Genomic DNA, 13,755 nt, shown 5'->3' with positions numbered 1-13,755 from the left:
GACGGGGCGGTCCCGCCCGCGTCCCGCCGGGATGCCGGTTCGCATCGCGCGGTCCTGGGGCACTATGACCAAGTGGCTTCTGCCCGGTCGCACGACGGTCCCGGCCCGCTCCGCAGGGCGGGGCGGGCGGTCGGCCGTGCCCTGAGAACGCCGTTCACCGGCACCGCGCGCGGCATCCGCCGGGCCACCCACGCGCACGGGGCCGGTGAGAGCGGTCTCGGCAAGCTCATCGAACTGCACGCGGTGAACGGCGCGGGCGACGTGATGATCACGGTCGCCCTCGCGTCCACCGTGTTCTTCTCCGTACCGACCGACCAGGCGCGCGGCCGGGTCGCGCTGTACCTCGCGGTCACGATGGCGCCGTTCATCCTGCTCGCCCCGGTCATCGGCCCGCTCCTGGACCGGCTGCCGCACGGCCGCCGCATGGCGATGGCCGGTTCCATGCTTGCGCGGGCCGTCCTGGCGCTCACCATGTCCGGCGCGGTCGCCACCGGGGGCCTGGAGCTGTATCCGGCCGCACTCGGCGTGCTGGTCTGCTCGAAGGCGTACGGGGTGGTGCGCAGCGCCGTCGTGCCCCGGCTGCTGCCACCGAAGTTCTCGCTGGTGAAGGCGAACTCGCGGGTCACCCTGGCCGGCCTGCTGGCCACCGGGGCCGCCGCGCCGATCGGCGCGGCGCTCCAGCTGATCGGCCCGCCGTGGCCGCTGTACGGGGCGTGCGCGATCTTCTCGGGCGGCGCGGTGCTGGCGTTCACGCTGCCGCCGAAGGTGGACTCGGCGAAGGGCGAGCGCCGGGTGCGGCTGGTCCCGCCGCCGGGCGAGCCCGCGCCCCGCCCGGAGCCGTCCCGGTCCGCGTCGACGCTCTCGGGCCGCAGGCGGCGGGAGAACGGCGAGCGGCGGCCGGGGCTGCGGTCGGTCGGCCCGTCCGTGCTGCACGGCCTCCAGGCGAACGCCGCGCACCGCGCGCTCTCCGGCTTCCTGATCTTCTTCCTGGCGTTCCTGCTGCGCGAGCATCCGCTGGCCGGGCAGAGTGCGGCGATCTCGCTGGGCATCGTCGGCGTGGCGGCGGGCGTGGGCAACGCGCTGGGCACGGCGGTGGGCTCCTGGCTGCGGGCGCGCGGCCCGGAGATCATCGTCGCCTCGGTGCTGGGCCTGGCGCTGGGCGTGGCAATCCTGGCGGCCGTCTTCTTCAGCACGGTGATGGTGGCCGCGCTCGCCGCGACGGCGGGGCTCACCCAGGCCCTGTCGAAGCTGTCGCTGGACGCGATGATCCAGCGCGATGTGCCGGAGGAGGTGCGGACGTCGGCGTTCGCCCGGTCCGAGACGCTGCTCCAGATGTCCTGGGTGGTGGGCGGCGCGATCGGGATCGCCCTCCCCCTCAACGGCGTACTGGGCATGTCGGTCGCCGCCGGGCTGCTGGCGCTCGGCGCTTCCGCGTCCGTACGGGGGCTGCTGGGCGCCGCGCGGCGCGGCTCGCCGCACCCCCGCGTGGCGTGAGCGGGAGCGACCGATAGCCTTCGGCCCATGACCGTTGCGTTCTTCTCCGGTAAGGGCCGTCGAATCGGCGTCGCTCTTGGTGCCGTGTCCGCGGGACTCCTTGTCCTCTCCGCCTGCGACAAGCCGACGCCGCTCGCCACCGTGACGGTCGGCGACAACTCGGTGCACACCGAGGCCGCCTGCTACAACGACGGCAAGACCATCAAGCCCTCCGAGGTCAAGTCCTGTCTCAACAAGGAGGCGGAGAAGACCATCGAGGTCTCGATGTCGGACACCGTGCACTTCGGCGTCGACCCGGAGATCGCGGACAACGGCTGGACGCTCTTCATCAACGGCCAGCAGGCCGAGCAGGAGCCGTTCAAGAAGACCTACCGCTCCATCTCGGGCAGCGCCTTCTTCTCCAGCCAGACCGGCGAGGCCGCCGACGAGACGCAGATCAGCGTCGTCGAGACCAAGGGCGAGGGCGAGAAGACCGGCGTGGCCGGCATCTGGCACTTCAAGCTGGTGAAGACGGACTGACCGCCCCTTCGGAGGGCTGCCCCTGATGCGTGTGCTGGTCGTGACCGCGGTCCCGGTGGAACGGGACGCGGTCACGCGTGCGTACGGGGACGAGCCCGGGGTGCGGCCGGTGCGCGGCGCGGAGCTCCACCGGGCCGGGCCGCTGGACGTGCTCGCGGGCGGCGCGGGCCCGGCCGCCGCGGCGGCGTCGGCGGCGTTCGCGCTGGCGGCCGGCCGCTACGACCTGGTGGTCTCGGCGGGCATCGGCGGCGGCTTCGCCCCGGTGGCGCCGGTCGGCTCGCTGGTCGTCTCCCGCCGCATCGGCGCGGCGGACCTGGGCGCCGAGACGTCGGCCGGTTTCGTGCCGGTCACCGACCTCGGCTTCGGCCGCAGCTGGCACGTCCCGCCCGCCTCCCTCGTCCGCGCCGCCGCCGGGGCGACCGGGGCGGCCGTCGGCGACATCCTCACCGTCTCCACCGTGACCGGCAGCGCCGACCGCGCCGCCGCCCTGCTCACCGCCCACCCCGGCGCCCTGGCCGAGGCCATGGAGGGGTTCGGGGTCGCGGAGGCGGCGGACCTCGCCGGCGTACCGGTCCTGGAGCTCAGGGCCGTGTCGAACGCGGTCGGCCCGCGCGACCGCGACGCCTGGCGCATCGGCGACGCGCTGACCGCGCTGACCGGGGCGTTCGGGAAGCTCATCCCCGTACTGGAAGGCTGGACCCGCCATGACCGCGACGACACCGCAGACTGACGCGCTGCGCATCGCCTTCTCGCCCTGCCCGAACGACACCTTCGTCTTCGACGCCTGGGCGCACGGCAGGGTCCCCGGCGCGCCGGCGCTGGACGTCACGTTCGCGGACATCGACCTGACCAACGGCATGGCCGAGCGCGGCGAGCTGGACGTCCTCAAGGTGTCGTACGCGGTGCTGCCGTGGGTGCTGGACGAGTACGCGCTGCTGCCGTGCGGCGGGGCGCTGGGCCGGGGCTGCGGGCCGCTCGTCCTCACCCGCGAGCCGGGCACGGACCTGACCGGGAAGACGGTCGCCGTACCGAGCGAGCGCTCGACCGCGTATCTGCTGTTCCGCCTGTGGGCGGCGGAGGTGGTGCCGGGCGGGGTCGGCGAGATCGTCGTCATGCCGTTCGACCGGATCATGCCGGCGGTCCGGGACGGCGAGGTGGACGCGGGCCTGGTCATCCACGAGGCGCGCTTCACGTACCGGAACTACGGGCTGCACAACCTCGCGGACATGGGCCGGCACTGGGAGGACACCACCGGGCTCCCGATCCCCCTGGGCGCGATCATCGCCAAGCGCTCGCTGGGCGCGGCCGCGCTGAAGCTCCTCGCGGAGTCGGTGCGCGCCTCGGTCCGCATGGCCTGGGACGACCCCGAGGCGTCCCGCCCGTACGTCGCGGCCCACGCCCAGGAGATGGACCCGTCCGTCGCGGACCAGCACATCGGCCTGTACGTGAACGAGTTCACGGCGGACCTGGGCGAGGACGGCTACGCCGCGATCCGCGGTCTGCTGACCCGTGCGGCGGCCGAGGGCCTGGTGCCCGCCCTGGGCCCGGGCGCGCTGGCGTTCCCGTAGCGTCCGCTGGATCAGTGGATTCTCCGATTCTCCGAGTCTCCGATGGGGGTATGCGTGCCGAGTGGTGTGGGCGAGTCGTGGCAGCGTGTCGTGTCCTGGCTGCGTGAGAACGCGCCGGTCAGTCACCGTGCGCTGGGGGACGCGGCGAGCGAGGAGGAGATCGCCGTCGTCGAGGAGAAGACGGGCGTGCGGTTCCCGGCGGATCTGCGTACCTATCTGAAGGCCAACAACGGGACCGTCACCCGGCTCGACGAGTCGAACGGGCTGACGGGTTCCTGCCCGGAGGGCGAGTTCCTCGCCGGCGGATGGGCGCTGCTGCCGCTGTCGAGCATCGAGCGGCTCCACCACCAGATGATGCCCGGCCCGAACGAGGACACGGCCTATTGGCGCAAGGAGTGGATTCCCTTCGCCGCCGAGTCCTACGCGTGCGGTGAGATGTACGGCTTCTTCATCGACGCGGAGACGGGTTCGGTGGGGCAGTGGAGTGACGGCGACGTGGAGGACCTGGATCTCTTCGCGGATCTGCCGGAGTTCTTCGCATCGGTACTCGCGGATCTGGAGCGAATCCTCGGTCCGGAGGAGACCGGTCAGCGCATCCTGGACGGCCGCGTCACCCTCGACTGAGGCCGGCTTCCTGCCGCTTTTTCCCCGGGCGCGCCAAACACGCCTGTGGGCGCCCCGGCAGGGGCGCCCACAGAGAGACTTTCGAGCACTCGCGTACCGTCTCCCGCGAGACACCCAGGCCGTCCGCGATCCGCGCGTTCGACAGGCCCTCCGCGCACTCCAGTACGGTCCTCGACCGCAGCACCAGGGCCTGCGACTCGGTCCGCTTGCGCAACCAGCCCCGCAGCACCCGGCGTTCGCCATCGGACAGCTCCAGCGGCAACGGCTTCGGGCCAGGCATCACCCCACCCTATAACCGCACGCGAACTATCGACGCAGGACACTAGACCCGTACTTCGCGGGTGACCGTTTCAGGTCTGTGGCCAGCGGGTTTGTCCGATGTCGGTGTCGAGGAGGTCGAGGAGGTGGAGTTGGACGCCGCGGTTGATCTGGACGGTTGGCGGGTCGGTGACGTTTCCGATCCGGAGGGTGAGTTCGCCGAGGTGGTAGAGGATCATGCGGCCGGTAGGGCGGACCCGTCGGTTGTCCGGGTAGAGGCCGGCCATGGTCTCGTCGGGGCCCAGAGCGCGTCTGACCTGCCGCTCAATCAGACAGAAGACGAGCAGGGCCAGGCAGATGACCTGGATGAGCGCGGCGACGCGCCGGTTGTGCTGCACGAAGACCGGTGCGACCGCGAGGGGGCCCTTGAAGTCGTGGTAGCGCCGCTCGACGGTGCCCTGGCCCTTGTACTGAATCAGGACGTGGGCGGGTCCGGCCTTCTCGGCCGGGACGCTGGTGATCAGCGCCCACCAGCCGTCAACGGCGGCTTCGGCTTCCAGCACGTCCTGGTCGAAGTGCCAGGTGAGGCCCGGGGTGCCCTGCTCGTCGGCGGTGATCTGCCAGCGCAGGCAGGAGGTGACACGGCGCTTGGCGGTGACGACGCCGATCCGGGCGACGATCTTCTCCCGGGTCTTGTAGTGCCGTCCGCCTGCCGCACCGGCGAGCTTGTCGAGGTCTTCGGCGGCCTTGGCCAGTCGCTTGGCCCGGGCCGCCCGCTGGCCGGCCGCGACGGCGGTGGAATGCACCAGGATCCGGCGCACCGTCAGCGACGGGTCGCTTTTGCGGCGCCCGGTCAGCGTGTGAATGTCCTCCAGGACTCGGTAGGTCTCCCGTTCCGTCTCCGGTTTCCTCTCGTCCCGCCCGGGCACCCAGTCGACGGCCTGCGCCTGCTGGGGATCCAGGACCGCGTAGACCTCGTCCTTGATCTGCGCGGCCGGGACGGGCGCGATGAACTCCACACCGGCCTCAAGCAGGGCGGTGATGTTGGAGTAGGACACCAGTTTGGAGTCGGCGACCATCAGAAACTCGTGGGTGCCGGCCATCGACCGCAGGTCTTTCATCGCCCCGACGACCTGGCTGGCCTCGGCCGCGGCGCCGTCGAAGACCCGGGAGTGGACGGGGATACCGCCGTCGGCCGAGACCGCGAGCCCGGACTGGATCTGTTTCAGATCCACGCGCCGGTCCTTTGGATGCCCGTTGCAGGCGATGAGCGGGTACCGCTCGTCCTGCTCCTCGGCAGGGAAAGCGCCATGGACGGACATGCTGGTCATGTCCCAGTGCAGCCGCGAGACATCGATCCCGAACTCGGTGATCGCCCGAGCGCCGACCGTGCCCGCGATGACCTCCAGCTTCGGAGCGATCGCGTCCAGGGCGCGGGCCAGGCGGTCATCATTGAGGAGGTCCGGCGTGATACCGAAGACCTCCTCCACCGCCCAGGTCCTCGCCCAGTCCCCGACGCGCACCAGTGGTGCGGGCGAGGTCAGCCGGTTGGCCACCAGTGCCTCGATGACCTGCCCGTGCGTCAGATGGGCGCTCGCACCGCCTGGACACACTTCGTCGACGATCCCCGCGACGTCCAGCCGGCGCAGAAACTCGGCAGCGACAGGCAGAGCGCCCAGACGCTTCTCCACCACGGACGTCACCACCACTTCAAGGCGCTGACGCTCAGATCGTGGCCGCGGGGACCGGGAAGTCATCGACACATCCGGACCAACGCCATACGACCGGCCCGGGACACTCCCAGACCGGTCACACCATACGAATCAACGACCCGCGAAGTACGGGACTAGAACCTGTATGCGTTTTCCAGGTTCTCGCCTTCTGCGGACTGGTCGGGCGGGCTGTGATGCTGCGTTCGATCACTCGTGTGGGTTGCGGCACTTCCTTCAGGGGATTGCGTGGTGGCGCTGTTGTTCTCGGAGCAGCCGCCTCAGCTCGGCTTCGCCGAGGGCGACGGACTTGGACAGGGCTCGGTGGTGGTTCGCGGGCAGGGCGCCGGTCCCGAGACCTGCGTTCGTAACCACCGCGCCGAGTGCGGATACCCGCGCGGTACCGAGGGCTGCCCGGGCGGCTCCGTGGTCCAGCACCTCACGCGCGGCATAGGCGTCGAGGCCGGCCGCTTCGGCGAGGGCGGAGGCCAGTGAGCTGGTATGCGGCCCGCATCCGTCGAGGTCCAGCGCGGCCAGGCCCGCTCGAGTCTGGAACACGGCGTACGGGGGCTCGGGGTTGACCAGCAGTGTGGTCACTGCACGCTGGGCCCGGTCGAGATCGGTCGGCGGAAGCGGGGCCGCGCCGGATAGGCAGTGGACGCGCATAAGGTCGGCGACGGCGCCCTCCCAGGGCTCGGCGGGCTGCGTAGTGTCGATCAGGTCGTGAGCCTGTCGGTCCCGGCCCTGCTCCATCAGAGCCATGACCTTGATCTGACGGCCGTCGAGGAGGCGGTTGCCGATGCCACGGTGCTGGGTCATGGCGTCGGCGGCCTCGGCCCACCGGCCGATGCGGGCGAGGGCACGGGCGCCGTCCACGAGGAGGGCGACGTACAGCTCCTGGCACACCGTGCGGTGGTCCTCGTCCGTGGCGGTCAGGGCCGAGAGGTCGACGGCGCGTCCGTCGACCTCGGTCTTCTCCTGCTGTCGCGCGGCGTGGTTGAGGCGGATCAGCAGGTCGTAGGCGGCTTCACCCCGGCCGTCGCGGGTTAGTAGCCGGGAGAGGTTGACCAGTGGCATCAGCGACATCACAGCAACCCGTCCACTGAGGCGTCCGGCGTCGGCAAAGACCTGGTGCTGGCGCCAGCACAAGTCTTCGGCCAGACCGGACAGGCCGATATCGGAAGCGATCAGCGCGGCGTAGTTGAGGACCCCGCAGGCGCGGGCCACCAGGTCATGGTGGCCCGCACCTGCGGGCGCGACGGTCAGCCCGGTGAGGTGGTTGATGCGCTCCCGGAGCGGGAGCGCGGGCGCCTTGGTGCGGCGGACCAGGGGGATACGGCTGGCTATCGCGGGAATCATCGGTTCAGCCCTTGCGCGTCCAGTCGACGACCAGGCGGCTGCAGGGCTTGTCGACGACGAAGCGCGGGTCGCTGGACGCCAGCCGGTCACGGGAGTCGGCTACGGCCATTCGGAAGCCCGGCTCGGGGGCGCCGTTGCCACCGGTCGCGTCCCAGGCGCGGATCTCGTCGACGACGCGCTCGGCGAGGTCGGTACCCGCCTCGCCGTGGCCAATCACGCCGATCTCCCAGTACCGTCCCTCGGTGTCCTCGCCTTCGCGGATGGTCAGGTACGCGAGTGATCCGCCGTCGAGGGCGGCCATGGAGCCCCAGCCGAAGTGCGGGGTGAACCCGGGGCGCTGTCCCGGCAGCCGAGAGAGGCCGTTGGACAGCACGCAGGCCAGGTACAGGTACAGCCACTCCCAGGCGGAGCCTTGCCGGAACTTCACCCCGGTGTAGAGCTTGGTCTGCTGCTGGTCGAGAACGGTGCGCAGGGCGTCGCGGTCGATGTCCTGCTCGCTGAACGTCTCCAGGCGCACGTTGCCGTCCCCGGCCATGGGCACGAGGGTGTACATGTCGTCGCAGACGCCCTTGCGCAACGGGATGAAGGTGGCCATCTCGCAGGAGACGGTTTTCCACGTCTCTCCGTCGCGTTCGAAGGCGAAGCTGCGGGAGATGCTGCCGCGGATGCGCATCGGCAGGACCAGGCGCCCGCCGGGGGCGAGCTGGTCGAGGATCTTCACGGGTACGTCGCCGGCGCCGACGGTGAAGATGATCCGGTCGTACGGTGCGTGTTCGGGCAGGCCCGCCGCGCCGTCGGCCATCACCGCGGTGGCGTTGTCGACGCCTGCTTGGGCAAGGTGTTTGCCTGCCCCGGCGACGAGGTCCTGGTCGACGTCGAGGGTCCACACCTGTCCGCCGGGGGAGACGATCTTGCCGAGGAGAGCAGCGTTGTAGCCGGTGGCGGCTCCGGCTTCCAGGACCTTGTGGCCGGGCTGGGCGCCGAGCTGTTCGAGCTGGGTGGCGACGATGGACGGCGCGGAGATGCAGGAGATCATCTCGCCGTGCACGTCGTGCTTGATCGGGACCGCGTCCTCCTTGTATGCGTTCTCCAGGTCGATATCAGGCAGGAAGGCGTGGCGGTCGGTGGTGCGGAAGGCGTCAATGGCCCCTTGGCTGCGCAGGCGGCCGCTGTCGACGAGCCGCTGGGCGAGGGCTTCGCGGTACTGGTGAGGGTCGGTTGCGGATGTCACGGTGGTCTCCATTCGAGGGAGGCTAAGGGCTGTCCCGTAATCCCCGGTGGATCAGCGCGCGGCGTCAGATGCGGTGCATCGCAAGGCGGAGGGGCGTTCGCATACTGGACGTATTCGGACGTTCCGACAACGCAGCGAGGTGCCGTAGCTGTCGTCGTGCGCCCGCCGGGGATTACGGGACAGCCCTTAGGTTCCGCCAGAGCGGACCTGCGGGTAGACACGTCGCCTTCTCCGCCGGAGAAGGCGACGTGACGGCCGAGCCACGCGGTGGCGGCCTGCGCTTCGACAGGTACGCCCGCGCGGTTGAAAGCGAAGATCGCGTGGTGGGCGAGGACGCCCCGGATTCCGCGTATCAGCCGGCCGTCGTCGGCGAGCAGGCGCAGGCGGCGGCCGGCGTCCTCAAACGCGGCGACGCGCTCTGCCCAGCCCGCTTCCGCGTCGGGGCGCAGAGCGGCGTCCGCGTTCATCAGCCGCCGCATCGCGGAGAGGGCTGTGTCGAGGGCGGGCCCGTGCGGCGGGGCGACGGGGGGCCGCAGAACCGCCCACTGGGCGTAGACGTCGCCGGCTTCGAACGGGTCCAGCCCGACCGCGCGAATCATGGCGGACAGCAGCATCACGGCGCGCTCGCGGGCTCCGGGGGCGCCTGTCTGGGCGAGCGCGGCCGGGCTGTCGGCGCAGAACACGTCGTGGGCGACCGCCATGCCTTCCGGTCCGCCGAAGGCATGAGTCTCCGGCTCGTAGATCCCGCCCGTCCAGCTGGTGAGCAGGCGGTCAGCGACGAGCTGGTCCAGGAGGCCAGTGGCGGGCTGTTCGGTGCGCAGGCGCACGCCGGCGTTCTTGCGCAGGAAGTGGAAGCGCTGTTCGGCCAGTGCGGTCGCCAACGCTCGGGCGGCGTCACTGTGCTGGGCAGGGAAGGCCACGGATGCGTGCCACCAGGACGTGTTCTCAGGGACCGGCAGGTTCTCGTCGTTGAAGGTCATCAGTCGGCAGCTCCTCGCAAGGTTCGGGTTCAGGAGTCAGGTGAGCAGGAGTGCGCGGCTCCAGCCGGTGATGTCGGCGGCGTGCAAGGCGAGTTGGGCTCCGGCACGGCCCTCCATGAAGCCTGTTCCGGGCAGGTGTTCCCAGGTGGTGGCGAGCCGTCGGCGCAGGTCCTGGACGATCGGGGTGAAACGTGCGGGGGCGGGGCTGTCGGCGGCGACCGCGCGGGTGAGCGTCAGCAGCCCGGCCCAGCCGTGGCAGAGCGTGGAGTCGGTGATGTGGGCGAGGCGCAGCGGGTCAGCCAGGATTGTCACGACGATGTCCTCGGCCGCGCGGCGGCGGGCGGTGTCGCCGAGGGCGAGCGCGGCGAGTTGCTGGGCGCGCGCGATGCCGGGCCGGCCGTAGCACCAGGACTGGCGGGCCGGTTCCGGCGGTGCGGGCGGTTGCTCTGCATCCAGGTGGGCTGCGGTGGACCAGTAGTGGGTGCCGTGCCGGTCGAGCCAGGTTGCGATCGTGCCGACGGCTTCTTCCTGACCGGGGACGGTCACTCCTTCTCGCAGGGCGAGGGAGAGCACGGCCAGGGGCCCGGCGATGCCGTGGGCCATGCCGTTGTTGCCGTGCCCGCCGGGCATCTCTTTCCCGTCCGGGCCGAGTGCCGACCACCATCCGGGCAGCAGCCGGCCGCTACCCCGGGTGGGGCGGGCGAGTGCGACGAGGCAGGCGAGCACGTCGGGCAACCGGGGAGCGGGAGGTTGGCGGGAGAGCAGCAGGGCGGCGAGCCCTGTCAGGCCGCGGATGAGGTCCCACTCGGCGAGGTGGGGCAACTCGCCGGCCGCCTGACGGTGGTGGGCGGCGGCGAGCCGGGCGTCCACGACGCGGTCGACCGCCATCCGGACACCGTCGCCGGCCCCGTGGGCGCGGGCCAGGACGAACTCCAGGGCGGGAGCGCCGTGGAAGAGGCTGGCGTTGCTGCCCGTACTGACCCCCCGGGCGGTGGCCTGGGCGAGGTGGCGGCGCGCTGTGGGCAGGTCACGGCGCTCGATGTCGAGCAGGGCCATCCCCAAGGCACCCTCGGACAGGTCCTGCGTACGGGGCACGGTCGTCGTGGTCATGAGCGCCTGGCCAGAGGGAGCACGATGCTGTGGGCCCGGCCGCCGATCCACCCGTCGGCGCCAGTCGGGGGCGCCTCGTGCAGGGTGGCGACACCGAAGGGGCTGGCGTCCAGGTGCGCGCGCAGGATGTCCAGGTCGACGTCGCGGGACAGGTCGAGCGGGAGCTGTTGGTCGTCCTCGGCGAGCAGGACCCGCTCCGGCACCCTCATTCGCGCCCGCCAGAAGCCAAGTTGGTCCGCCCATTCATGGAGTGGTGCGGTGCGGTGGGGAAGCGTGCGGCTGCGGATTTTCCACCGGGCGGCTGTAAGAACGATACGCCGGTAGGTGAGGGCCGGAGTGAAGGGCAGGGCCCAAGCGGCGCCCCAGTCGAACCAGGTCACCTGCGGGCTGGCGGCCCTGCTGATCTCGCCGAGGAAGCGGGCCATCGGCGGGGTGTAGTTGTTCCACAGGAAGTTGATGGCGGTGGGTGCCAGCAACTCCAGCGGCTTGCCCGTCACGGACTCCACCAGTCGCGCGCTGCCCCCGGTGACGGTGACCGACAGGTCGCGGGGGAACAGGACGTGCGGGGCTGGGTGACGGAATTCACCGACGCTCACCACGCGGGGCAGGGCCTGCGGTGCGCGCGTGAGCAGGTCAGCCGGCACCCTCCCGGCGTGGAAGGACAGCTGCGCGAGCTCCGCCTCCGGATCGACCGTGGGAAGGCTCGCGTACGCTGTCTCAGTGCCGGGGAACAGGTGCCAGAAGCGGCCGGTCATCGATCCGGCCGAGCGGGACACGGTCAGAACGCGCAGCCGGAAGTCGCCCCGGTCCAGAGCTTGGACGGATGCGGAGTGCACTTGGGCGGCCAGTTCGAGGTGGGGCGCCAGCCCTTGCGACTCGCCTTCGGCCGCAGCTTCCAGCTCCTCGATCATCGCCCCGGTCAGCGCAATGCTGTGACGGCCTTCGGCGGCGGCGCTACCGGCCAGCTCCAGCAGCAGGCGGTCACGCCGGGACATCGGCCGGGGCGGTTCGCTCGCTGTGACGAACCCTGCCGGGAAGCCCAGGCCGTGGTCGGGATCCGTGGCCATCTCCACCGGCACTGTGGAGTTCTCCCCGTAGCGCTCGGTGAACTGCTTGGTCCACCGACGCCAGGCTGGTGTCCCGTTCGGATGGGTGACCAGACGGGCCAGGACGGTCGCTGCCGTCTCCGCCTCGGCCAGCACCTGCACGGGCAGTCGCACGTCGGCGTCCAGCCGCAGGTCGCTAGCTGTCATCAGGTCCGTCGTCTGGAAATCCACCGCAGGCGGTAGGACGTCTGCTGGGTTGGTAATGGTCGCGGGGGAGCGCAGGGAGGAGCGCAGCAGCCGGACCTGTAGCAGCTCGCCCAGAAACCGGTCGCGCTGTACGCCGCTCACGGCGGGGAACTCCGCGCTCAGTTTGTCGGCCAACTGGCTGTACGCGATCGGTGTCCGGGCCAGATCTAGGACGAGACGCAGCGCGGGGCCGAGGGCAAGCAGGAACTCGGCATTTCCTTCGGACGGCACTTGAAGCTCACTCCCTCGTGAACGAGGGAGATTCCCGCCTGGCTTGCGCCGGTGGGTTGGACGGCTTACGCCGCCTGACGACTGCCCTCCCGGCAGCCGGGATGACCACGGTGTGGCCGATCCGGTACAGGTGCAGGATGTTCCGGGCCGCGTTCTCGTCGGCGTTGCCGGTCCATCCGCACATGCTGTTCTTGCACACGAACGTGGCCTGGTCCTCGCGGCTGCCGGGTGTGACGAGCCCGCAGGCGTGGCAGCGCTGGGAGGTGTACGGGGCCGGGACCTTGACCAGGGTGCCCCCGTTTCGGGCGGTCTTGTACCCGAGCATGGTCATGGTCCGGCCCCATGCCTCTTGGGCTATGGAGCGGTTCAGTCCGGCCTTGGCCGCGACGTTCCTGCCCGGCTCCTCGATGGTGCCCTTGGCGCTCTTGGTCATGTTCGTGATGTGCAGGTCTTCCACCACGATCACGCCATACGTGCGGGCGAGCATGGTGGTGGTCTGGTGCTGCCAGTCGGTTGCTCGTCGCGTGGCTGTTGCTCGGAGTCTGCCGATCCGGCGGTACACAGCGCGCAGGCGGCCTGAGAACTTCTCTCCGCGCTTGCGGTGCTGCTTGAGACGTGCGGCGTGCTGCTCAAGGCGGAGCAGCACGGTTTTTTCCTTCTCGGTGAGCCACTTGTCCCGGTCGGCGGTGCCGTCGGGAAGGCGCGGCGCGTGGCTGTGGTCCTGGTGGTTGCCGTCCGATAGGGCGAGGGGGAGGTTCACGCCGAAGTCGATGCCGATCTCGGGACCGGTGTGCGGGGCCGGGACGGCCTCTCGGGTCTGGACGCGGAAGGCGATGTGCCAGCCGAGCGAGTCCTTGACCAGCCGTGCCCCGGTGATCCGGTTGTCGGTGTCGGCCCGCTTGCCGATGGGAAGGTCGCGGGTCCAGCGGAACCGGACCCGTCCGATCTTCGGGATCTGGGCCTCGCCCCAGCGGCGGTTGATCCGAACGATGTTCAGATCCCGGCCCTGCGGCACGTCCACCGTCAGCGGAGTGCGGATGCGGGCCTTGAAGTTCGGCTCGTCCGCCCGTCCTTCCCAGCAGTTCTTCCATGCCTGGAAATACGTCTTGAGGACGGCCTGTGCCGCCTGTGCGGGCAGCACACCGAGCCAGTCGATCTCTTTGCGGGCCTGCCGGATCGCCTCGTCCGCAGCCTTCAAGTCGCGGCGGTACTTCGGCGTCATCGTCCAGAAGTCGTGCAGCAGGTTCCACGTCGTACGCGCCGCGTGGCCCTGGTCGTCCATGAGCCGGACTTGCGCAGGAGTGAGCGCCAGTCGGGCGCGGTGCCCGAACTGCCGCTTCTCGTACGCGATTTCCTGACCCATGATCTTCACCCTAGCAT

General features: G+C 70.7%; 12 protein-coding genes. 5 read left to right on the top strand and 7 right to left on the bottom strand.

Going from position 1 to position 13,755, the window contains the following annotated elements:
- Window positions 1-72: 72 nt before the first annotated feature.
- Genes DNK56_RS20345 through DNK56_RS20325 form a run of 5 tightly spaced genes read left to right on the top strand, consistent with a single transcriptional unit; the run spans window position 73 to window position 4,205 of the window.
- Window positions 73-1,494, top strand: a complete 1,422-nt coding sequence (locus tag DNK56_RS20345; protein WP_111336821.1) for an MFS transporter — start codon at window positions 73-75, stop codon at window positions 1,492-1,494.
- A gap of 27 nt (window positions 1,495-1,521) precedes the next feature.
- A complete protein-coding gene (locus DNK56_RS20340) occupies window positions 1,522-2,013 on the top strand; it encodes a DUF2771 domain-containing protein (protein ID WP_111336819.1) in 492 nt (163 codons plus the stop codon).
- Between the two features lie 25 nt (window positions 2,014-2,038).
- Window positions 2,039-2,743 carry a futalosine hydrolase gene (locus DNK56_RS20335; RefSeq protein ID WP_111336817.1) on the top strand — a complete coding sequence of 235 codons (705 nt, stop codon included), beginning with the start codon at window positions 2,039-2,041 and terminating at the stop codon, window positions 2,741-2,743.
- Entirely contained in the window at window positions 2,718-3,581 is an 864-nt protein-coding gene (locus tag DNK56_RS20330) for a 1,4-dihydroxy-6-naphthoate synthase (RefSeq protein WP_111336815.1), read from the top strand. The genes DNK56_RS20335 and DNK56_RS20330 overlap by 26 nt, the downstream gene beginning before the upstream one ends.
- 54 nt (window positions 3,582-3,635) lie before the next feature.
- Window positions 3,636-4,205, top strand: a complete 570-nt coding sequence (locus DNK56_RS20325; protein ID WP_241990018.1) for an SMI1/KNR4 family protein — start codon at window positions 3,636-3,638, stop codon at window positions 4,203-4,205.
- A 350-nt stretch (window positions 4,206-4,555) separates the two neighbouring features.
- On the opposite strand, the gene DNK56_RS36125 is transcribed toward DNK56_RS20325, so the two are convergent.
- The 7 genes from DNK56_RS36125 to DNK56_RS20285 form a co-directional block, all read right to left on the bottom strand.
- Window positions 4,556-6,157, bottom strand: coding sequence for an IS1634 family transposase (locus tag DNK56_RS36125; RefSeq protein ID WP_241989718.1), 1,602 nt, complete (start codon window positions 6,155-6,157; stop codon window positions 4,556-4,558).
- 252 nt (window positions 6,158-6,409) lie between these two features.
- Window positions 6,410-7,531 carry a hypothetical protein gene (locus DNK56_RS20310; protein WP_111336813.1) on the bottom strand — a complete coding sequence of 374 codons (1,122 nt, stop codon included), beginning with the start codon at window positions 7,529-7,531 and terminating at the stop codon, window positions 6,410-6,412.
- Window positions 7,532-7,535: 4 nt separating this feature from the next.
- Window positions 7,536-8,762, bottom strand: coding sequence for a methyltransferase, FxLD system (gene fxlM / locus DNK56_RS20305; RefSeq protein ID WP_241990017.1), 1,227 nt, complete (start codon window positions 8,760-8,762; stop codon window positions 7,536-7,538).
- Window positions 8,759-9,742: a thiopeptide-type bacteriocin biosynthesis protein gene (locus tag DNK56_RS20300; RefSeq protein ID WP_111336809.1), complete on the bottom strand. Its 984-nt coding sequence runs from the start codon at window positions 9,740-9,742 to the stop codon at window positions 8,759-8,761. The genes fxlM and DNK56_RS20300 overlap by 4 nt, the downstream gene beginning before the upstream one ends.
- Before the next feature lie 36 nt (window positions 9,743-9,778).
- Entirely contained in the window at window positions 9,779-10,852 is a 1,074-nt protein-coding gene (locus tag DNK56_RS20295) for a lanthionine synthetase C family protein (RefSeq protein ID WP_111336807.1), read from the bottom strand.
- Window positions 10,849-12,375 (bottom strand): lantibiotic dehydratase family protein, encoded by a 1,527-nt coding sequence (locus tag DNK56_RS20290; protein WP_241990016.1) that lies wholly within the window; start codon window positions 12,373-12,375, stop codon window positions 10,849-10,851. Before DNK56_RS20290 ends, DNK56_RS20295 begins: the two co-directional genes overlap by 4 nt.
- Window positions 12,376-12,382: 7 nt before the next feature.
- Window positions 12,383-13,738 (bottom strand): RNA-guided endonuclease InsQ/TnpB family protein, encoded by a 1,356-nt coding sequence (locus DNK56_RS20285; protein WP_199563574.1) that lies wholly within the window; start codon window positions 13,736-13,738, stop codon window positions 12,383-12,385.
- Between the last annotated feature and the right edge of the window lie 17 nt (window positions 13,739-13,755).

Origin of the sequence: Streptomyces sp. AC1-42W (assembly GCF_003248355.1) — a bacterium.
Lineage (GTDB): Bacteria > Actinomycetota > Actinomycetes > Streptomycetales > Streptomycetaceae > Streptomyces.
The sequence above is the reverse complement of the archived record's forward strand: the minus strand, read 5'-3'. Positions and strand labels throughout refer to the sequence as shown.